At 63.7% G+C, this 22,274-nt stretch carries 16 protein-coding genes and 1 pseudogene; 14 read left to right on the plus strand and 3 right to left on the minus strand.

Features of this window, described 5'->3' with window-relative positions; all coding sequences use genetic code 11:
* The first annotated feature begins 16 nt into the window (after nucleotides 1–16).
* From AC1AYN_RS08475 to AC1AYN_RS08540, 14 genes are all read left to right on the plus strand, one after another.
* Nucleotides 17–430, plus strand: a complete 414-nt coding sequence (locus AC1AYN_RS08475; protein WP_476532923.1) for a nucleotidyltransferase family protein — start codon at nucleotides 17–19, stop codon at nucleotides 428–430.
* Between the two features lie 38 nt (nucleotides 431–468).
* A complete protein-coding gene (locus AC1AYN_RS08480; protein ID WP_476532924.1) occupies nucleotides 469–864 on the plus strand; it encodes a HepT-like ribonuclease domain-containing protein in 396 nt (131 codons plus the stop codon).
* Nucleotides 865–1,052: 188 nt separating this feature from the next.
* Complete coding sequence (gene uvrA / locus AC1AYN_RS08485) at nucleotides 1,053–3,986, plus strand: excinuclease ABC subunit UvrA (RefSeq protein WP_476532962.1); 2,934 nt, start codon at nucleotides 1,053–1,055, stop codon at nucleotides 3,984–3,986.
* A gap of 11 nt (nucleotides 3,987–3,997) precedes the next feature.
* A complete protein-coding gene (uvrC, locus tag AC1AYN_RS08490) occupies nucleotides 3,998–6,367 on the plus strand; it encodes an excinuclease ABC subunit UvrC (protein WP_476532925.1) in 2,370 nt (789 codons plus the stop codon).
* 81 nt (nucleotides 6,368–6,448) lie between these two features.
* Nucleotides 6,449–7,420 (plus strand): shikimate dehydrogenase family protein, encoded by a 972-nt coding sequence (locus AC1AYN_RS08495; RefSeq protein ID WP_476532963.1) that lies wholly within the window; start codon nucleotides 6,449–6,451, stop codon nucleotides 7,418–7,420.
* A 17-nt stretch (nucleotides 7,421–7,437) separates the two neighbouring features.
* Nucleotides 7,438–8,361, plus strand: a complete 924-nt coding sequence (gene rapZ / locus AC1AYN_RS08500; RefSeq protein ID WP_476532964.1) for an RNase adapter RapZ — start codon at nucleotides 7,438–7,440, stop codon at nucleotides 8,359–8,361.
* Between the two features lie 179 nt (nucleotides 8,362–8,540).
* Nucleotides 8,541–9,488: a DNA-binding protein WhiA gene (gene whiA / locus AC1AYN_RS08505; protein ID WP_476502361.1), complete on the plus strand. Its 948-nt coding sequence runs from the start codon at nucleotides 8,541–8,543 to the stop codon at nucleotides 9,486–9,488.
* Nucleotides 9,489–9,622: 134 nt separating this feature from the next.
* Nucleotides 9,623–10,828, plus strand: a complete 1,206-nt coding sequence (locus AC1AYN_RS08510) for a phosphoglycerate kinase (protein ID WP_476532926.1) — start codon at nucleotides 9,623–9,625, stop codon at nucleotides 10,826–10,828.
* Nucleotides 10,829–10,986: 158 nt separating this feature from the next.
* Nucleotides 10,987–11,781 (plus strand): triose-phosphate isomerase, encoded by a 795-nt coding sequence (gene tpiA, locus AC1AYN_RS08515; protein WP_476502363.1) that lies wholly within the window; start codon nucleotides 10,987–10,989, stop codon nucleotides 11,779–11,781.
* A gap of 81 nt (nucleotides 11,782–11,862) precedes the next feature.
* Complete coding sequence (gene secG, locus AC1AYN_RS08520) at nucleotides 11,863–12,111, plus strand: preprotein translocase subunit SecG (RefSeq protein ID WP_476502364.1); 249 nt, start codon at nucleotides 11,863–11,865, stop codon at nucleotides 12,109–12,111.
* Nucleotides 12,112–12,228: 117 nt separating this feature from the next.
* The gene (locus tag AC1AYN_RS08525; RefSeq protein WP_476502365.1) at nucleotides 12,229–13,179 is read left to right on the plus strand and encodes an L-lactate dehydrogenase; all 951 of its coding nucleotides are present in this window, start codon (nucleotides 12,229–12,231) and stop codon (nucleotides 13,177–13,179) included.
* Entirely contained in the window at nucleotides 13,176–14,030 is an 855-nt protein-coding gene (locus tag AC1AYN_RS08530) for an HAD family hydrolase (RefSeq protein WP_476532927.1), read from the plus strand. Before AC1AYN_RS08525 ends, AC1AYN_RS08530 begins: the two co-directional genes overlap by 4 nt.
* Before the next feature lie 165 nt (nucleotides 14,031–14,195).
* A complete protein-coding gene (locus AC1AYN_RS08535; protein ID WP_476532928.1) occupies nucleotides 14,196–15,752 on the plus strand; it encodes an aminotransferase class I/II-fold pyridoxal phosphate-dependent enzyme in 1,557 nt (518 codons plus the stop codon).
* Between the two features lie 363 nt (nucleotides 15,753–16,115).
* A complete protein-coding gene (locus tag AC1AYN_RS08540; protein WP_476532929.1) occupies nucleotides 16,116–17,576 on the plus strand; it encodes a glycoside-pentoside-hexuronide (GPH):cation symporter in 1,461 nt (486 codons plus the stop codon).
* 610 nt (nucleotides 17,577–18,186) lie between these two features.
* Here AC1AYN_RS08540 and AC1AYN_RS08545 read toward each other — a convergent pair.
* The 3 genes and pseudogenes from AC1AYN_RS08545 to AC1AYN_RS08555 form a co-directional block, all read right to left on the minus strand.
* Entirely contained in the window at nucleotides 18,187–19,389 is a 1,203-nt protein-coding gene (locus AC1AYN_RS08545) for an IS110 family RNA-guided transposase (RefSeq protein ID WP_476532930.1), read from the minus strand.
* A 589-nt stretch (nucleotides 19,390–19,978) separates the two neighbouring features.
* Entirely contained in the window at nucleotides 19,979–20,881 is a 903-nt protein-coding gene (locus tag AC1AYN_RS08550) for a hypothetical protein (RefSeq protein ID WP_476532931.1), read from the minus strand.
* 154 nt (nucleotides 20,882–21,035) lie between these two features.
* Nucleotides 21,036–22,258: pseudogene (locus tag AC1AYN_RS08555) on the minus strand (transposase family protein); the annotation flags it as partial.
* Nucleotides 22,259–22,274: the final 16 nt, after the last annotated feature.

The following is a 22,274-nucleotide window of genomic DNA, read 5'->3' on the forward strand; positions in this document are numbered from 1 at the left end:
AACGGGAGGTGCTGGGATGACGCGGATGATGGGTGTTTCCGAACATGTGAAAGCAGCTGACGATGCCTCGTCGAAGGTTTCGGGGCATCATATGGAACGGGCCGATCTCACTCCGGGTCGGATTGCCTCGGTCGCCCGGCCGATTGCGGTGAGGAACCGGGTCTCCGAGCTGTATCTGTTCGGCTCGATGGCTCGCGGTGAGGGGAAAGCCGATTCGGACATCGATTTCATCTACCAGTTCGCACCGGATGCCAATCCGCAGATAGATCTCATCGCGTTGCGTGACGAGCTGGAGCACGCATTCGGCAGGGACGTCGATTTGGTTCGTAAGGCCTATGTGACCGATCCGCAGCATGACGGATTGAAGGAGCTTCAGCGCGTGCTGTTCGCCAACAGCATCACCTCGAAACCCATGTTCAGAATCGTGTAGGCCCGCTCACGGTGAATGACGATAGAAAGGGGCGTGGTATGGGAGTCGTCGGCGAACGCGACATGATACACATCGTCGCCATCATGCGTGCCATGAAGGACGCCCAGCGTTTTCTCGGTGATATGAGCCTTGAAGAATTCCATGACGACGACAAGACCCAGAACGCGGTCGCGATGGCGGTGGCCCGGGTGGGAGAGCATGTCAAAGGTCTGTCGAGAGGGTTCCGCGAAAGCGAGCCGGAGACCGAGTGGAGGGCCATCGCCGGCACCCGGGATTGGATCGTCCATGACTATGACGAGCTTGATTTCGGACGACTGTATCATGCGGTCAAGCGGGAGCTTCCCGCGGTAATCGCTGTGTTGCAGCCGTATGTCGACAGCCAGAAGGGCATAGCCGTGCGTGACACTGCACCGTTCGATGTGCCGATGATTTGATTCGCTTCTATTCGGAAGGAGACACGCCGTCGAACAGGTGTTCGATATGCGTCGGGGTTTCGGGTATTCTGGGTGCGGAAAATCCGCGGCCGGACGCGTGCCGCGGCGACTGACGGAAGGCGGGGATCGTGGCGACGAAACGGAAGACGACGGGCGGCAGGAACGGCGAGGTCGTCGTCGAGAAGGTGATGACCAGCGATTCGTTCCTCACGCGCGAGATCCGCAAGGCGCCGCTCGTCGAGCACGACGGTTCGCTCGTGGCGGACATCTCGCACATCCCCAACGACCTCAAGATCACCATCCAGGGCGCGCGCGAGCACAACCTCAAGAACGTGGACCTCGCGATCCCGCGCAATCGCATGGTCGTGTTCACCGGCCTGTCCGGTTCGGGCAAATCCTCGCTCGCGTTCGACACCCTGTTCGCCGAGGGCCAGCGCCGCTACGTCGAATCGCTGTCCGCGTACGCGCGCCAGTTCCTCGGTCAGATGGACAAGCCGGACGTCGACTTCATCGAAGGCCTGAGCCCCGCCGTGTCCATCGACCAGAAGACCACGAACCGCAACCCGCGCTCCACCGTCGGCACCATCACCGAGATCTACGACTACCTGCGCCTCCTGTTCGCGCGCACCGGCGTGCCGCACTGCCCCGAATGCGGCGAACCCGTCGCCTCGCAGACCCCGCAGCAGATCGTCGACGCGCTCATGGACTATCCGGAACGCACCCGCTTCCAGATCCTCGCGCCCGTCGTCAAAGGCCGCAAGGGCGAATTCGTCGACATGCTCGAACTGCTGCGCTCCGACGGCTACGCCCGCGCGCTCATCGATGGGGAGATGCGGCAGCTGTCCGATGACATCACGCTCGCCAAGCAGAAGAAGCACACCATTGAGGTCGTCGTCGACCGTCTCGTCGTCAAGGACGGCATGCGCCAGCGGCTCACCGACTCGGTCGAGACGGCGCTGAAGCTCGCCAACGGCTCCATCGTCATCGACTTCGTCGACGAGGAGGAGGGAAGCCCCGCCCGCCGTCGGCCGTTCTCCGAACACCGCAGCTGTCCGAACGGGCACGTGCTCGAACTCGACGAGATCGAGCCGCGCACCTTCTCCTTCAACGCGCCCTACGGCGCATGCCCCGCCTGCACCGGTCTCGGCTTCAAGCTCGAGATCGACCCGGAGCTCGTCATCGCAGACCCGGACAAGTCGCTCGCCGACGGCGTCATCGAACCGTGGAGCAACACGAAGATGACCGCCCAGTACTATGGCCATCTGCTCGAAGGCCTCGCCCGCGAGATGGGCTTCTCGATGCGCACCCCGTGGAAGGACCTGCCCGCCGACGTGCGCCACGACATCCTCTACGGCCACGAGTTCAAGGTCGACGTCTCCTACCGCAACCGTTGGGGCCGTCTCAGGGAATACTCCACCGGCTTCGAAGGCGTGGTGCGTTCGCTCATGCGCAAGCACGAGGAGACCGACTCGCAGTCGATGAGGGAGTACTACGAGTCGTACATGCGCGAAGTGCCCTGCCAGGTGTGCCACGGCAGGCGTCTCAAGCCCGAGGTGCTGGCCGTCACCGTCGGCGGCCTGTCCATCTTCGACGTGTGCGACATGCCCGTCGTGCGCGGGCTCGCCTGGGTCAACGGGCTCAAGCTCGAAGGCGCGGACGCGAAGATCGCCGGCGAGGTGCTCAAGGAGATCCGCGCCCGCCTCGGCTTCCTCAACGACGTCGGCCTCGACTACCTCACCCTGTCGCGCGCCGCCGCCACCCTGTCCGGCGGCGAGGCGCAGCGCATCCGTCTCGCCACGCAGATCGGCTCCGGCCTCGTCGGCGTCATGTACGTGCTCGACGAGCCGTCCATCGGCCTGCACCAGCGCGACAACGCGCGTCTCATCGAGACGCTCCACCATCTGCGCGACCTCGGCAACACGCTCATCGTCGTCGAACACGACGAGGACACAATCCGCGAGGCCGACTGGCTCGTCGACATCGGCCCCGGCGCCGGCGAGCACGGCGGCGAGGTCGTCTACTCGGGGCCCGCGAAGCATCTCGTCGAGGCGAAACGCTCGATCACCGGCGACTACATCGCCCACCGCCGCGAGATCGCCGTGCCCGAACACCGCCGCAAGGTGAGGAGGACCGCCCAGCTCAAGGTCGTCGGCGCGCGCGAGAACAACCTCAAGAACATCGACGTGAGCTTCCCGCTCGGCGTGTTCACCGTCGTCACCGGCGTCTCCGGATCCGGCAAATCCTCGCTCGTCAACACGATCCTCTACCCGGTCCTCGCCGACAAGCTCAACGGCGCGCGCATCGTGCCCGGCAAGCACCGCCGCGTCGAAGGGCTCGACCAGGTCAGGAAAGTCATCCACGTCGACCAGAACCCGATCGGGCGCACGCCGCGCTCCAACCCCGCCACCTACACGGGCGTGTGGGACAAGATCCGCGCACTGTTCGCCAAGACGCCCGAGGCGCAGGTGCGCGGCTACGGGCCCGGCCGTTTCTCCTTCAACGTGAAGGGCGGCCGTTGCGAAGCGTGCCACGGCGACGGCACGCTCAAGATCGAGATGAACTTCCTGCCCGACGTGTACGTGGAATGCGAGACCTGCCACGGCAAACGCTACAACCGCGAGACCCTCGAGGTGAAGTACAACGGCAAGACCGTCTCCGACATCCTCGACATGCCCATCGAGGAGGCCGCCGACTTCTTCAAGGCGTACACCGGCATCTCCCGGTACCTCAAGACCCTCGTGGACGTCGGCCTCGGCTACATCCGCCTCGGCCAGCCCGCCCCGACGCTCTCCGGCGGCGAATCCCAGCGCGTCAAGCTCGCCACCGAACTGCAGCGCAGGTCCGACGGCAAGACCGTGTACATCCTCGACGAGCCGACCACCGGCCTGCACTTCGAGGACGTGAACAAACTGCTCAAGGTGCTGCAGGGGCTCGTCGACAAGGGCAACACGGTCATCGTCATCGAGCACAACCTCGACGTGGTCAAGTCGGCCGACTGGATCATCGACCTCGGGCCCGAGGGCGGCGACGGCGGCGGCACCGTCGTCACGCAGGGCACGCCCGAACAGGTGGCGCAATGCGAGGCGTCGTGGACCGGCCGCTTCCTCAAAGGCATGCTCTGAAAGGCGACGCCGTGACCAACGACATCGAACGGCACTCGCCCGAGGTATGGCGACGGACGGCCGACGCGTTGCGCGGGGAGGCGACGGACGGCGCGTCCGACGCCGACGGCACGACGGCGAAGACGAACCGCAACGGGGCGCCGCTGCTCGGCGACTCGCGCGACCTGTTCCGACCGAAATCCTCGGACATCCCCGCCGAACCCGGCGTGTACAAATGGCGCGACGGCGAAGGCCGCGTCATCTACGTCGGCAAGGCGAAGAACCTGCGCAACAGGCTCGCCAACTACTTCCAGCCGCTGCACCTGCTGCACCCGCGCACGCAGACCATGGTGCTCACCGCCCGCAGCCTCGAATGGACCGTCGTCGGCACCGAACTCGAATCGCTCACCCTCGAATACACGTGGATCAAGGAGTTCGACCCCCGGTTCAACGTGCAGTTCCGCGACGACAAGACCTACCCGTACCTTGCGGTCTCCGTCGGCGAGACGGTGCCGCGCGTGTGGGTGACGCGCAGCCGCAAACGCCGCGACACCCGCTACTTCGGCCCTTACGCGAAGGTATGGGATCTGCGCCACGGACTCGACCGGCTCCTGCGCACCTTCCCCGTGCGCACCTGCGCCGACGGCGTCTACCGCAAGGCCGAACTCACGGGACGCCCCTGCCTGCTCGCCTCCATCGGCAAATGCTCCGCGCCGTGCGTCGGCCGCATCGACGCGAAGGAGCACCGGCGCATGTGCGAACGGCTCGTCGGCGTGATGACCGGCAGACTCGGCAAGTCGTACATCGCGCAGCTCACCCGCGACATGAAGGCCGCCAGCGCCGACCTCGAATTCGAGAAAGCGGCGCGTCTGCGCGACGAAATCGCCATGCTCTCCACCGTCGTCCAACAGAACGCGGTCGTGCTCGACGACCAGGTCGACGCCGACGTGTTCGGCTTCGCCACCGACGAGATCGAAGCCTCCGTGCACGCGTTCCACGTGCGCGCCGGCACGATCCGCGGCGAACGCAACTGGAGCGTCGAACGCGTCGACGACGCCGACGACGCCGATCTCATGGCCGACCTGCTCGTGCGCGTCTACTCGGACGCGCGGAACGACGCCGCGGCCGGGAACGCGACGGCGAAGGTCGAGGAACGGCGCGACGCCATCGGGTCCACGCAGCGCGTGACCGCGACCGACGCGGCGTCCCGCGCGCGGGCGACGCGCGAACGCAACGCGCGACAGGAGATCACCGGACGCGCCGACCTGCTCGCCCCCATCGCCCCGGTGCCCCGCGAGGTCATCACGCCCATCGAACTCGAACCGTCCCGGCGCGAGGAGCTCGAAACCTGGCTGACCGGACTGCGCGGCGGCGCGGTCACGATCCGCGTCGCCGGCAGAGGCGACAAGCGGCAGCTCATGGACCGGGCGAACGACAACGCCGCGCAGGCGCTGGCCCGCGCCAAGATGAGCCGCATCGCCGACATCGGCGCACGTACCCGCGCCATGAACGAGGTCGCCGACGCGCTGGGCCTCGCCGAAGCCCCGCTGCGCATCGAATGCTACGACATCTCCAACACGGTCGGCGGGGCCTTCCAGGTGGCCTCCATGGTCGTGTTCGAGGACGCCGTCGCCAAGAAAAGCGAATACCGGCGCTTCGCCATCCGCGGCAAGGACGGCCAAGGCGCGCTCGACGACCTGAGCGCCCTCTACGAGACGCTGACGCGGCGCTTCCGTCACGGCAACATCGCCGGCGACTCCGGCGAGAGCATCGAGGCGGAACGACGCGCGAAGACGGCGACGGACGCGCGCGCCGACGCCCGAAGCGGCACGGTCGCGGAAGACGACGGAACGAAGAAGGACACGGTCCAGCAGAACACGGACCGGCACCGGTTCGCCTACAAGCCGAACCTCGTCGTCGTCGACGGCGGCAGGCCGCAGGCCATGGCCGCCGCGAAGGCGCTCGCCGACTGCGGCGTCGACGACGTGGCCGTATGCGGGCTCGCCAAACGGCTCGAAGAGGTGTGGGTGCCGGACGACGACTACCCAATCATCCTCAAACGCCAATCCGAGGGCATGTACCTGCTGCAGCGCGTGCGCGACGAATCGCACCGCTTCGCCATCACCTACCACCGGCAGACGAGACGCAAGGGGGCGTTGCGCAGCGCCCTCGACGGCATCCCCGGCGTGGGACCCGCCTACCAGAAACGGCTGCTCGCGCGGTTCGGTTCGGTCAAGGCGATGCGCGGCGTCGGCGTCGAGGAGCTGGAGCAGGTCAAGGGGATAGGCCATGCCAAGGCGCAGGCCATCTACGACGCCCTGCACGCGGACGGTGCGGACGGCGCCGGCGGCACCGGCGATACGGTCGGCACCGTCGGCGGCCCCGGCACGCGCCGGCCATGAGCAGACGGCTTCCGACCGCGGTCCGGACGGCCCGAGTAGGATGGTCGGGAGAACCGGGAAGGCAAGGAGGGAAGCATGACGATCGCCAATCGGTGCGCGGTGCTCGGCAAACCCATCTCGCATTCGCTGTCGCCCGTGCTGCACAACGCGGCGTACCGTTCGCTCGGACTCGACGACTGGACGTACGACAGGCACGAGGTGGGGGAGGAGGACCTCGACGGGTTCCTCAAGGGGCTCGACCCCACGTGGCGGGGACTCAGCCTGACGATGCCGCTCAAGAAGACCATCCAGCCGTACGGCACGCCCCGCAACGTGTGGGCGCGGGAGCTCAACGTCGCCAACACGGCGGTGTTCGACTGGGACGAGGCCACCCACGACGATCCCGCATGGCCCCACGGGAAGCCGGCGATCAGGCTCTACAACACCGACGTGGTCGGCATCCAGCTGGCCTTCGACCACGCCGACCGGGAACTCGGCGTGCATCGCGACGGACGGACGGGACGCCGCGCGCTCATCGTCGGCAACGGCAACACCGCCACGTCGGCCGCGGCGGCCTGCCTGATGCTGCCGGGCGTCGAACGCATCACCATCGCCGCGCGCCATCCCGGCCGCGACCTCGGACTGGACTCCGCCGCGAAGGCGTTCCGCGGCGTCGAAGGCCGTCCCTACGACGAGATTGACCTGTCCGACGCGGACGGGGTGACCGCCGCCGCCCGTGAATCCGACTACGTGATCAACACGATTCCCGGGCATGCCGCGGACGGTCTCGCCGAAACGCTCGACCGCACCGGCGACGCGTTCGGCGGCATGCTGCTCGACGTGGTCTACGACCCGCGTCCCACGAAGCTCATGCAGGCATGGCGCTCCCACGGCGGCCACGCGATCGGCGGCGAGGAGATGCTCCTGTACCAGGCGCTCATCCAGGTGCTGCTCATGACGGGCATCTGGGACGACGATCCGCCGTCCGACGCCGACCGCCGCCTGCAGGACGTCACCGTCGACGACGACCATCTGGAGATCGCCATGAGAAAGGCGTTGGAGGAGGCGCTGTGATGGAGGACCATGACGCGATGAACGCCGCTGCGGCGGCCGGTGCCACGCACGACGACGAGCCCGCGCCCGCCAACGGCTTCGAGGTGCTGCTCATCACCGGCATGTCCGGTGCGGGGCGCTCGCACGCCGCCGACTGCGTGGAGGACATGGGCTGGTACGTGGTCGACAACATGCCGCCCAAGCTGCTCGTCCCGCTCGTCGACATGATGACCAACGCCGGCGACGGCAAGGGCGTGCACAAGCTCGCCGCCGTCATCGACGTGAGGTCGCGCGAATACTTCGACGACCTCAACGAGGTGCTCAGCCATCTCGACGACCTCGGCGTGCACACCCGCATCCTGTTCCTCGACGCCAGCGACGACGTGCTCGTCACCCGCTACGAGAAGGTGCGCAGACCCCATCCGCTCCAGCACGGCAACCGCCTCATCGACGGCATCAACGAGGAGCGAGCGCTGCTCGCGAACCTCAAGGAGCGCGCGGACATGGTCATCGACACCTCCGCGCTGAGCATCCACCAGCTGTCCACCAAACTGTACGAGGCGATGGTCGGATCCGGCCCCAGGACGGTCTCCGTGCACATCTTCAGCTTCGGGTTCAAATACGGCACCCCCACCGACGCGGACTTCGTGGCCGACGTGAGGTTCCTGCCCAACCCGTTCTGGGTGCCCAGCCTGCGCGAGCTGACCGGATGGGACAAGCCCGTCGCCGACTACGTGCTGAACAGCAAGGGGGCGTCCGAATTCCTCGACGCCTACGAGAAGGCGCTGCTCGTCGCCATCGACGGATACGCGCGCGAGGACAAGCATTTCGTGACGATCGCGGTGGGCTGCACGGGCGGCCAGCACCGGTCGGTCGCCATGAGCGAGGCCCTGGCGAAACGTTTGCGCTCACACGGGCTGGATGTCACCGTTTCCGCCCGCGAACAGCGCAGACGCCGGTGAACGCGCCCGTCGCGGCGCTGACCACATGTCGAGACGTCGGCCGCGAAAAAGTGAAAACGGCGCGACTGTTGTCCAAGATGGTCGGTATCACAGATTCGGCGGACGGCGGGGAAGAGTCCCCGCTTGCAGACCCGAACCCCTGAAACCATTGAGAGGGACGAGACTTAGGAGGTTGGCTCTTGGCTCTTCTGGATGATGTGAAAAGCGAGCTCGCGGCGCTTGAGGACGAGAAGGCGGACGCCAGGAAGGCGCAGGTCACCGCCATGATCCGCTTCGCCGGCGGCTTCATGAACAACGCCCAGAAGCAGATCGTCATGCTCGCCACCTTCGATTCCCTGGTCGCGGCCCAGTGGCTGCGCGACAACATCGAGGACCTGTACAACCTCGAGGCCAAGCTCATCAGCTCCACGAGGACGACGCCGAAGGGCTCCCACCAGTACCATGTGGTCAAGGTGGAGCGCGGCGCGGTGAACCTGGCCGTGGCCACCGGCCTCATCGACCGCAACAAGGCCGTGCGCGGCCTGCCCGTCAAGATCGTGCAGGGCAAGATCGCCCAGGTGCGCGCCGCATGGCGCGGCGCCTTCATGGCCAAGGGCATCCTGTCCGACCTGGGCAAGAACCCGTACATGGAGATCATCTGCCCGTGCAACGAGGCCGCGATGGCCTTGGCCGGCCTCGCCCGGCGACTCGGCATCACCGCCAAGCCGCGCCAGCTCAGCAAATCCTATCGCGTGACGCTCACCGATCCGGACTCCATCGAACGCATGCTCAACTCGATGGGCGCCATGCGCTCCGCCCGCGACTGGACGGGCAAGCGCTCGGACGGCGAGACCCGCTCCAAGGCGAACCGCCTCGCCAACTTCGACGACGCGAACATGCGCCGCTCCGCCAAGGCCGCGGCCGAGGCGTGCGACAAGGTGCGCAAGGCGTTCGAACTGTTCGACGCCGCCGGCGTGGACGTGCCGGACAACCTGCGCGCCGCCGGCCAGCTGCGCCTCGAGCACGGCGACGCCAGCCTGGAGGAGCTCGGCCGTCTCGCCGAGCCGCCGATCTCCAAGGACGCCATCGCCGGACGCATCCGCCGTCTGCTCCAGCTCGCGGAGAAGACCGCCAAGTCGCGTTCCTGAACGTTTTCATAACGATTCGGCGATACGTTCCAAAAATTCCTGTGTCAGGCCCGCCCGGACGGCGGGCCTGTTGTATTATGCGAAGTGGCAAGAAACCGCCACTTTCCCGCGCAAGCGGTTAGGAAAGGATATTCATGAAGACACTCAAGGATCTCGGAGACCTCAAGGGCAAGCGCGTCCTGGTCCGCGCCGATTTCAACGTCCCGCTGGACGGCACCACGATCACCGACGACGGCCGCATCAAGGCCGCCCTGCCGACGATCAAGGCCCTGCGCGAGGGAGGCGCGAAGGTCATCCTGATGGCCCACCTCGGCCGTCCGAAGGGCAAGGTCGTCCCGGAGCTGTCCCTGGCCCCGGTCGCCGCCCGTCTCGGCGAGCTGCTCGGCGTCGACGTGCCGCTGGCCGCCGACACCTACGGCGAGGACGCCCAGGCCAAGGTCGCCGCGATGAATGACGGCGACGTCGTCCTGCTGCAGAACGTCCGCTTCAACCCGGAGGAGACCAGCAAGGATCCGGCTGTGCGCGCCCCGTACGCCAAGAAGATCGCCGCCCTCGGCGACGTCTTCGTCTCCGACGGCTTCGGCGTCGTCCACCGCGCCCAGGGCTCCAACTACGACGTGGCCGCCGATCTGCCGGCCGCCGCCGGCCTGCTGGTCGAGAAGGAGGTCAAGGCTCTGTCCAAGGCCACCGAGAACCCGGAGCGCCCGTTCACCGTCGTGCTCGGCGGCTCCAAGGTCTCCGACAAGCTCGGCGTCATCGAGAACCTGCTCGACAAGGCCAACCGCCTCGTCATCGGCGGCGGCATGGTGTTCACCTTCCTCAAGGCCAAGGGCTACGAGGTCGGCACCTCCCTGCTCGAAGAGGATCAGCTCGACAAGGTCAAGGGCTACATCGAGACCGCCGAGAAGAACGGCGTCGAGCTCGTGCTGCCGACCGACATCGTCGTGAACGCCGGCTTCCCGGCCGGTGACACCCCGGTCGCCCCGGAGGTCGTCGCCGCCGACGCCATCCCGGCCGACAAGATGGGCCTCGACATCGGCCCGGAGTCCCAGAAGCTGTTCCACGACAAGATCGTCGACTCCAAGACCGTCGTGTGGAACGGCCCGATGGGCGTCTTCGAGATCCCGGAGTTCGCGGCCGGCACCAAGGCCGTCGCGCAGGGCCTGGTCGACGCGACCGCGGCCGGCGCGTTCACCATCGTCGGCGGCGGCGACTCCGCCTCCGCGGTGCGCAACCTCGGCTTCCCGGAGGACGGCTTCTCGCACATCTCCACCGGCGGCGGTGCCTCCCTCGAGTTCCTCGAGGGCAAGGAGCTGCCGGGCCTGAAGGTGCTCGCCTGACATCGGTTCCGCATCGGCTCCCCGCGTCCACGTCCCGTCGTGGCGTGGGGAGCCATGCCGTTTCGCCCCGCACACGCTTCTCATCGCACCCCATACGCACCCGTTTCGCGTGTCTCTCACGTATCGCGTATTTCTCACGTATTTCTAGGAAGGGATCCATGGCGTCCGAACGCGTCCCGCTGGTCGCGGGCAACTGGAAAATGAACTTCGACCATCTCGAGGCAACGTATTTCGTGCAGAAGTTCGCATGGCAGCTGCGTGACGCCCACTTCGACTTCCGCAGGGTGGAGGTCGCCCTGTTCCCCTCGTTCACCTCGCTGCGCAGCGTGGAGGTGCTTGTCGAGGCCGACAAGCTCAAGATCCGCTACGGCGCGCAGTCCGTGTCCGTCACCGACCAGGGGGCGTTCACCGGCGACATCTCCGCCGACATGATCGCGCACCTCGGATGCTCGTACGTGATCATCGGCCATTCGGAGCGCCGCAAATACCATCCCGAGGACGACGCCAACATCGTCGACCAGGTGAGGGCCGTCCTCGCCGCCGGCATGCAGCCGATCCTGTGCGTCGGCGAGAGCTTCGAGGAGCGCCGCCAGGGCATCGAGCTCGACTTCGCCGTCGGCCAGGTGCACGACGTCACCCGCGACCTCAACGAGGCCGAGGCGGCGAAGCTCATCATCGCCTACGAGCCCGTGTGGGCCATCGGCACCGGCATGGTCGCCACGCCGGAGTCCGCGCAGTACGCGGCCCAGGCCATCCGCGACGATCTCAGGGCCACGTTCGGGGACACCGTGGCGGACACCGTCCGCATCCTCTACGGCGGCTCCGTCTCCTCGAAGAACGCGGTCGAACTCATCGGCGAGCCCGACGTGGACGGCTTCCTCATCGGCGGCGCGGCGCTCGACGTCGACGAGCTGACCCGCATCTGCCGGCTCACCGCCAAAGCCACCCGGTGAAACCGCCCGGGTCTCCACCTTTTTCAAGACATTGCGCTATGCTGGAGCGCAGACTTATACCGAACCGGAGGTAATCCACTCGTGACCGCTCTGAAAATCGCCCTCGAAATCGTCGTCGTCGTGCTCAGCTGCCTGCTGACCCTGCTCATCCTCATGCACAAGGGCAAGGGCGGCGGCCTGTCCGACATGTTCGGCGGCGGCCTCACCCAGAACGCGGGCACGTCCGGCGTCGCCGAGAAGAACCTGAACCGCTGGACCGTCATCATCGCCCTGATTTGGGTGGCCATCATCATCGCCCTCGGCCTGATGACCAAGTTCAACCTCATCTGACACGTAATCCGTCCGTGATCGTATGACCCATGACCGCCAGTCGGCCATGGGTCGCGTTCGTTATGGCGGGTTCCGCGCCGGAACCGGGAGCCGCCGAACCATCGAAGGGACATCATCATGGTCACCATGAACCGCAACAAGGTCGTCATCGTCGGCACCGGACAGGTGGGAGCCACCGCCGCGTTCGCCATCGTCACGCACGGACTGTGCAACGAGCTCGTGCTCATCGACCATTTCGCCGCCAAGGCGGCGGGGGAGAGCCACGATCTCGACGACGGCAGCGAATTCCAGGACCGTCACGTCAAGGTGCGCACCGGCGACTACGCCGACTGCCGCGACGCGGACATCGTCGTCGTCACCGTGGGGCGCAAGCCGCCGGCCAACTCGACCCGTCTCGCCGAACTCGGCTTCACCGTCGGCCTCGTCGGCGACGTCGTCGACCATGTCATGGCCTCCGGCTTCGACGGCGTGATCGTCATGGTCTCCAACCCGGTCGACGTGATGGCCTGGTACGCGTGGAAGCGTTCCGGTCTGCCGCGCACGCAGGTGCTCGGCACCGGCACCGCGCTCGATACCTCCCGTCTCAAGACCATCATCGGCGAGGAGACCGGACTCGACCCGCGCAACGTGGGAGGGTTCGTCATGGGCGAGCACGGCGACTCCCAGTTCGCCGCATGGTCCACCGTCTCGCTCGGCGGCAAGCCGTTCGCCAAGTTCCTGGCCGACAACCAGAGCCGTTTCGCCTCCGTCTCCACCGCCGAGATCGAGCGCAAGACGCGCATGCGCGGCAACGAGATCGTCGCCGCGAAGGGCGGCACCAACTTCGGCATCGCCTCCACCGTCGCCGGCATCGTGCAGACGATCCTGTGGGACGAGCGGCGCATCGTACCCGTCTCCACGCTGCTCGACGGCGAATACGGCGAGCACGACGTGTTCCTCGGCGTGCCCACCGAATTGCGCGCCAACGGCGCCAACGAGATCGTCGAACTCGAACTCACCGAGGAGGAGCACGCGAAGCTCCACCACTCCGCCGAGCTCGTCCGCTCCTACTGCGAGGGACTGCTGTGATCCCGGCCGCGCACGTCCCGCCGGAATCCCGGCTCGTCGTCGCCGACCTCGACGGCACGCTGCTGCACGGCGCCCCCACCTTCGAGGGGCGACACCTCACCGAACGGTCCATCGATGCCGTCGAACGCCTGCATGACGCCGGGTACCGGTTCGCCATCGCCACGGCCAGGCCCGTGAGCACCGGCTACGCCCTCGCGGAGCGGCTGCCGGTCGACGCCTGCATCTATCTGAACGGCGCGCTCATCGACTTCGAGCCCGCGAAATCCGACTACGACATGCTCACCTCGGGCCGTATGCCCGCCGACGGGCATCTCATGAAGATCGGATTCCCGTCGTCCCGCGCCTGCGAGGTGTGCCGGTCCCTCCTCGACGCGATGCCCGATCTCGAGGTCGGCATCGTCATGGACGACGTGAGGTACACGAACTTCGACGTCAGCGTCTACTGGAAGACCCAGACCTGGCGGTTCACCGACTTCACCGAGACGGACGTTCCCGCGGGTGTCGCCGACAAGATCATCGCGTTCCCGAAGGGGGAGCAGCGCGAGGCGATTCGCCGCCTGATCCCCGACGATTTCGCGCTGTCCGTCTCCGAAGGCACGTTGTACATGTTCATGAACCCGAAGGCGAACAAGCGCGACGCGCTGGGCATCCTGTGCGAGCGCATGGGCGTCGTCCCGGAACACGCCGTCGCCTTCGGCGACGATCTCGTGGACATCGACATGATGCGGTCCGCCGGCCGCTCCGTCGCCGTCGCGAACTCCAATCCCAGGGTCCTCGCCATCGCGGACGAGATCTGCCCGTCCAACGACGAGGACGGTGTCGCCCAGTGGATCGAGACGCATCTGCTATGACCCCGCGCGCGGATCGGGCGGGAAACGGAAAGTTCAATCTGACGGCGGCGGGCATGTCCGGCATATGATATGCGATGCGATCGGAATTGAACTTGTCTTGAACTCCCTCTAGGTTATGAACCAATGTTCAATACGGATATTGAACTTCATGGTTTGGAGGAAGACATGTCCACAGCGGTGTTCGCGGAACGACTTCACGAGGCGATGAACGACAGGGGGCTGAAGCAGGTCGATCTGGTGCGCGCCGCCGAGGCCCGCGGCGTGAGGATGGGCAAGAGCCACATCAGCCAGTACGTCGCCGGCAAGACCATGCCGCGCGAGGACATCCTCGAATTCCTCGCCGCCGAACTCAACGTGGATGCGGACTGGCTCAGGGGCGTGCGCGGCACGACGACGGGCGAGGCCACGCCGTCCGCCGGCGCCGCGGCCTCGGACGGGGAAGCGTCCGCCACGGCTCCCGCTACGACGGATGGGGACGAGGCCCCCGAGCCGGCGACTCCGCGCCGACGCACCTTCGGCAAGTCGCACAAGCTCGACAACGTGCTCTACGACGTGCGCGGCCCCGTCGTCGACGAGGCGGCCCGCATGGAGGCCGACGGCACGCACATCCTCAAGCTCAACATCGGCAACCCGGCGCCGTTCGGCTTCCGCACGCCGGACGAGGTCGTCTACGACATGGCCCACCAGCTCACCGAGACCGAAGGCTATTCGCCGTCCAAGGGCCTGTTCTCCGCACGCAAGGCGATCATGCAGTACGCGCAGCTCAAGAACCTGCCGAACGTCACCATCGACGACATCTACACCGGCAACGGCGTGAGCGAGCTCATCAACCTGTGCATGTCCGCGCTGCTCGACGACGGCGACGAGGTGCTCATCCCGAGCCCCGACTACCCGTTGTGGACCGCCTGCGTGAACCTCGCCGGCGGCACCGCCGTCCACTACGTCTGCGACGAACAGTCCGAATGGTATCCGGACATCGACGACATGCGCGCCAAGATCACCGACCGCACCGTCGCCATCGTGCTCATCAACCCGAACAACCCGACCGGCGCGCTCTATCCGAAGGAGGTGCTGCAGCAGATCGTGGACCTCGCGCGCGAGCACCACCTCATGATCTTCTCCGACGAGATCTACGATCGCCTCGTCATGGACGGCCTGACGCACACCTCGATCGCCTCGCTCGCCCCCGACCTGTTCTGCGTCACCTTCTCCGGCCTGTCGAAGTCGCACATGATCGCCGGCTACCGCGTCGGCTGGATGGTGCTGTCCGGCAACAAGCGCATCGCCCGGGACTACATCGAGGGCATCAACATGCTCGCGAACATGCGCATCTGCTCGAACGTGCCCGCCCAGTCCATCGTGCAGACCGCGCTCGGCGGCCACCAGAGCGTCAACGACTACGTCGTGCCCGGAGGCCGTCTCTACGAGCAGCGCGAATACATCTACAACGCGATCAACGCGATCCCCGGACTCTCCGCCGTCAAGCCGAAGGCCGCGTTCTACATCTTCCCGAAGATCGACGTGAAACGGTTCAACATCCACGACGACGAGCAGTTCGCGCTCGACCTGCTGCACGAGAAGCGCATCCTCATCACGCGCGGCGGCGGCTTCAACTGGGCCGAGCCCGACCACTTCCGCATCGTCTACCTGCCGCGCATCGAGGTGCTCAAGGACGCGACCGACAAGATCGCCGATTTCTTCGGATACTACTGGCAGAACTGACCGGTGCCGCCGGACGGTCCGAACCCCGCCAAACGCCCTATATTCCATTATGTGAGAGGAATTTACCCATATAATGGAATATAGGGCGTTTTCCATAGGGTGATTTCGTTATGGCATCGTTACCATACCGTTGTGAAAGCGTTATAATCGGCCGTTTTCTGGTATATATTCCATAACAATGATGATGGAAATGTGAAGAAGCCGTTTTTTCATGGGTTTTCGTGGGCTCGTCGCGTGAATATTCTTCACGCCAACAAACAACAGCCGACAATCACGGCATAGAAGCGAACGCGAGCATCACAGATGCGAACACAGATGCGAACACGATGCGAACATTCGCGCAGCATTCAGAGAGGATGAGCCATGGCATTCAGCGCAACGGTGTCCGAGCCCCGTGCGGCGGGCGCGACCGTGGGAAGCGACGAGACGGAGACCGGCTTCAACGGCGTCCTGCCCCTCAAGGAGAAGGTCTCGTACATGAGCACCGATATGGCGGGCAACCTGCTGTATTCGTCGCTCGGCACGTACATCATGTTCTTCTACACCGACGTGTTCGGCATCACCGCCGCGGCCGCCGGCTGGATTCTGCTGATCGCCCGCATCGGCGACTGCATCAGCGCCCCCGTCTGGGGTTCCATCGTCGACCACACCAAGACCAAGTGGGGCCAGTCCCGCCCGTTCTTCCTGTGGATGTGCGTGCCGTTCGCCATCACCGTGTTCCTCGCATTCACCGCCCCCGACCTGCCGCCGATGGGCAAGGTCATCTACGCGACCGTCACCTACATCCTCGCCGCCGGCCTTGTCTACACCGGCATCCAGACGCCGATCACCGCCATCCTGTCCAACCTCACGCCGGATCCGGCCGAACGCGTCAAGGCCAACACCTTCCGCCTGTCCGGCGGCCTGCTCGGCACGTTCATCACCGCCGTGTGCACCATCCCGCTGGTCAACTGGGCCGGCAAGGCCATCACCGGCCAGACGAACCAGAAGGTCGGCTTCATGTTCACCTTCGCCGTCTACGGCGTCATCGCCATCGCCCTCCTGCTCTTCGCGTTCCGCAACATCAAGGAGCACAACTACGATCCGAAGACCCAGAACCCGCTGCCGTTCAAGGAGAGCCTGCACGCCATCAAGGGCAACTGGCCGTGGATCATCCTCATCGTCGCCTTCGTGATCTTCTGGATCGCCCAGGAGGACCGCATGTCCGTCGCCGTGTACTACGCCAAGTACAACCTGAACAACGAGAACCTCGCCACCGTCCTCAACGGCATGCAGATCCTCGGCCTCATCACCACGTTCCTCATCCCGAACATCTCCAAGAAGCTCGGCAAGGCCGGCAAGACCGACACCATGATTCTCGGCATGGTCATGGCCATCGTCGGCCAGCTCCTGCTGCTCACCGCCTCCCACAGCTTCGCCCTGTTCGTCGTGTTCTGGGCCATTTCCATCCTCGGCGCCGCCATGGCGCTCGCCATGCCGTTCGCCATGCTCGCCGACACCGTCGACTACGGCGAATACAAGAACGGCATCCGCGCGTCCGGCCTGCTGTCCGCCGTCGGCGCCTCCTTCTGCATCCAGTTCGGCTCCGGCCTCGGCAACCTGATCCCCTCCAAGATCATGGCCGCCGCCGGCTACGTCGCCAACGCCAAGCAGACCGCCGAAGCGCTCGGCGCCATCCAGTTCTGCTTCATCTGGCTGCCGGTCATCGTCTACGCGGTCGTCATCGCAATCATGCTGCTCTACCGCCGCTTCGAGAAGAACGAGCCGGCCATCCGCGCCGCGCTCGCCGAGCGCCGCGCCAAGGCCGACGCCGCCATCGCCTGATCCTACTGCGGCAATATTTATTTCTAAGAATAGTGAAAGCTCCGTTTGCATATTTGCGACGGAGCTTTCGTGATAGTAGATATGTAATCTACAGGGGTGGGGCTCGTCAATATGATACCTATTCCCGACTTCGACTTGTTTAGTGTGTTGATGTTATAGTTTCTTTTTGTTCGGTGGATTTATAGGTAAATATTTAGGTGTTATGAATATGGTGCATGATTGTTTTCTTGGAACAAGAGATTATTGATATGAATAGGGTGATTGGGTGTGATTATCGAGATTGTTGCCGATGGTACCTTTGCAGGCTATGGAGGGGCTTGTAACGTGTTGATACCTCAACTGCTGAAATCGCAGCGGGATGGGTGAAGGATGGGTCCGGGGTGTGTTACGGGGATAGGGGTTGGTTTTAATAAAGGATTGCACAAATGCGAAAGCCTAGCAATGCGGCAACATAACCTCGAAGGAAGCTATCGGTCCATTGGAGATTGCTAGGGGGTGTTCCTATGTTTTTGTCAATTCTGTAGGGGGTTGATGTGTCGGGTTTTGGTTGGTTGTCGTGGGTGTGCTTCGCCTTGCCGGTGGCGGCTGGTGTGCTTGTCCTTCGTGGTGTTCAGGCGGCGAGGGTCGGTTCCTGGTAGAGGGTGCCGTTCTTGAGCATGCTGTAGATGACGTCGCAGCGGCGTCGGGCGAGGCAGATGACGGCGGCGTTGTGGTGTTTTCCTTGTTCGCGTTTGCGTTTGTAGTAGGCGATGGAGGATGGGTGTTTGGTGGATGCGACGAACGCGGATTGCCATAATGCGTTCTTGAGTCGTTTGTTGCCGCCTCTGGCGGGGCGTTCGCCTTTGATGCTGGTGCCGGATTGGCTGGTGACGGGGGCGATGCCGGCGTACGTGGCGAGGTGGGCCGCGCTTTTGAAGCGGGTGACGTCTCCGCCTATGCCGAGGAGGATGTTGCTCGCGGTCCTGACGCCCACCCCGGGCATCGACGTCAGGACCCGGAGAAGAGGGTGGTCCTCCAGGAGCCTTTCGACCTGCGCGGCGAGGTCGCGCCGCCGGTCCTTGATGGTCTTGATGTCGCGGGCGATCGAGGGGATGATGGTCTCGGCCGTGAGCGTGCCGGGCACGGTGACGGTCTGCCGGCCGATCGCCTCGAACATGTCGTCGATGATGGTCCCGGCGCGCAGCTTGTTGTCCTTGGCCCACGCCCTGACCTGGTCGATGCCGGTCTTTTTCATGCCGGCGGGCCCGCCGTAGTGCTCGAGCAGGGCGAGGGTCGCGTCGCGGGCGATGCGGTCGCCCTTGAGGGCGCGTTCGAACGCGGGGTGGGTCTGCAGGAGCAGGCTCCGCAGGCGGTTGATGTGGCGGGTGGATTCGTGGGCGAGGTCCTCGTCATGGCCGGCGAGCAGCTTCAGGGCGGCGAGGGTCTCGTCGTCCGGGCCGGCGTCCCTGAGGCTCTCGGGGAGCCTGAGCGCGGCCCACGCGATCACGTGCGCGTCGCGCTGGTCGGTCTTCGCGGTCCCGGGAAGGAGCTGCGCGGTCCGGCGCATCGCCGTTCCGGGCAGGTACGCGGCCGCGACGCCCATGCTCCGGGCCACGGTCAGGGGCAGGGAGCCGATGGTGTTGGGCTGGTCGACGACCAGCAGCACGCGGCCGTGTCCGCAGAGGCGTTCCAGCATCGTGCGGATGGCGTTCTCGTCCTGTTTCAGCGGTTTGTCGTATAGGGTGTTCCCGTCGCGGTCGAGGGCGCACGCGTGGTGCGCGCTCTTGCCCACGTCCAGGCCGACCCACACGTCGATGTCGTCCGGGCTCATCATCGTTCCTCCCGTCAGGGGATGTTCCGTCGGCCGCCGTGACTCGGTCGATGGAGTCCGGACGCCCGTGCCGCATCCACATTACGGAGAGACCTGGGCCATGCGCCCCGACGCGTCCATGCGGCCGGCCTGGTTCCTATCAGCGGTCATCGAACGTCCCCGCTCCCGGCGACAACACCCCCCCCGGATCATCAACGACAGGGCAGGAAAGTCATACCGGAACCGGCGACCCGGCCCCGACCACCGGGACCTACCAAACATGGTAATGGGTGAAGAATTTCGCGGTGTCAAGTAGACAAAACGGCATCTCGACGGCCATACCTATTGGCGCGATTAACTCTCTTTGTTGATTTACATCATGTATCTGTCTTAAGCAAGCAATAATGTATGCTGAACTTGGTGTCAGAGCTTGCCTGATTGAATGCTGAAGACGTCTGTTGTGGTTATCGAGTCTTTTGAAAGCAGATAATTAAAAATATTGATATCAATATCGAGTTAAATTGCGAATTGCATCATAGGGTCCCTCGCTTCCTTTGACGTATCTAGTGAGCTATTTGCAAATATTTCATTCAAACTCGCTGTTTACCAAAATCTATTGGAAATCATCCGTGGGCATTTCTATTGAAGTATAGTCAACATGACGACCTTCAGAAATGTCATATTGACTGATGTTCAGATGATGTATCATGCCGAAATCCACAATCAAATCAATAATTTCGAAGTTGCCATATTCTAACAAGAATAAATACTTTCCAATGGTGAGTAGTAATCGCCGTCCTTTCCATTCTCGGTATCTACGTTCGATGTTTCTGACGAAATTACTGCACAATGCTTCTAGAATCAAGGAAGAGATGATTAAAAGAATAAAGCCGGCGATAAGTTTGGTCTTTTGGAATTGCTTTCTTCCGCAGTGTAGCCAGCGTCTAATTTTTGTCTCAAGGTTGTCGTTTGTTATAGACCAATAGTCAGCTGCTGAAGGAGTTTCTATGACCGGATCTAAATCAGGGTGACGAGGATCTTGTATTCTGTCTTTATCCTTATATAAGGATTTCCATCTTTTGGCAATACTTCTAAAACGTAGTATCATAATCCGTTTCTTAAAATGAGTGGGGCCAAGTGGGATTATTCCTTCTTTGGAAAGAAGGTATGCATCATGATTGCTATCTAAATCAGTCGCTCGAAGAAGACTTGAAGTAAGGTGTTCTTTGGGGGATGAAACAGCATTGACTTCCGCCTTGTTTAAAATTTCGACTATCTGTTTGCCGATTGGCTCAGCCATCATTCCCCAAAAAATTCCAGCAAACATGAAGGCCAATGCGTTAAGAGCAGTATTGTTTGCATTAATCCATCCGATGATTGTCAATATGACGGATATGCAAAATAGCCAGAATTTTGGTTTGAAAATAATATAATCGGGTTCGATTGGATATTCTATATTAAGGTCTCGAGCAAGACGCCGTATAGGGCTATCTCTCAATATAGGCTTGTTTCTCATTTTTAACCTTTCGTGTTTATTGTACTATCATTCCTTCATTAAGACTAGAAATCTTTCGAAGATTTATAATCAGCGAAATGCGGCAGTTTCTATGTATTTTGCTTGTATGGATCTCGTACTCTCGCATGCTTAGTTGAAGTGGTCTGATTCTTATGCCGTCTGCTGTCGATGATACTCGTTCTCGGCCTTTTCCGGTGTCCAGTGGCCTAGGGAGGCGTGCAGGCGTTTTGTGTTGTACCACGAGACCCCACCGCATCGTCGCATACTCTAGCTTCCCAACCGTCCGGTACGGCCTTTTGACCCAGATCAGCTCGCGCTTGTACGTGTTGTTGGTCCGCCAGCGCGTTGTCATACGAGTCGCCGACCGTGCCGGTCAAGGGGAACATGCCCGCGTCCGCCACGTGCGTGGAGTACGCCAGACTGACGTACTGCGAGCCGTGGTCGGAGTGGCGCACGCACCCGGCCGCCCCGCCATGGAGGCGCGCCTGCATGACGGCCTGGCTCAACGCCTGCGGGGAGTGACTTCTCGGGGCGCATCGTCGAGACGACCGCTCAGCTCACGATTCTCCTGGCGTACGCGCCGGCGGCGAACGCGACGCACGCGAACGGTCCGTCAGCCAGACGCACGGTAGGTGATGTCGGCGACGTGCGGACGGTTCGGCGCTGATACGAAGAACTTGCGCTCCAACCAGATCAAGCCTGCCGCCACGGCCCTTGGCGGGAACCGTGGTGACCGGTTTCCTGCCGCCTCGTACGCCCTGGAAACCGAGCCCGCGCATGAGATGCGGGCGACCCGGTCGTGGCCGACCTCCCACGGGGCCCATCCCTACTGGACGAGCTACCGTCATACCTTCCGGTACCCCGTACATGCGCATGAACCCGTCCTCGCGGATCATGACGATGTCACGCGCCAACGCCTCGTGGCGCGCTGTCGTACGGCTGACCGGTCCCAGCGGCCGCAGGCAGTCAGGAACCCGCAATCCAGCGCCGCGGACAGCACCTCGCAGATAGGCCCGACTCCGAAACAGCTCCGGTACACGTCGATGTATGCGGCCTTCAACGCCGTGTCGGGTCGAGCCTAGCCGCGAAAAAACCGACGCCGTCGTCAAGATCTCGTTCGCCTTCCTCAATTCCGCGTCCTTCGTTCTGAGACGCTTCAGCTCTGCGACCGTCTCCTCCACGCCGCCCGCGGACTGTGCTCCGGTCGTCCGATCGGCCTCGTTCCTCTACCTACGTAACGTCTCGGGCGGGATCCACAGACTCTGCGAGACCAAGGCCAACGGCCCTCGTCTCCGACGAATGATCCGCACGAGGCTCCTCAAGAAGCCTGAGCGTCTTCGCTCGGAACTCCTTCGTATAACGGGTCTTTCCGGTCATGTTCCTAGTCTCCCAT

Source organism: Bifidobacterium sp. LH_413 (genome assembly GCF_056357015.1).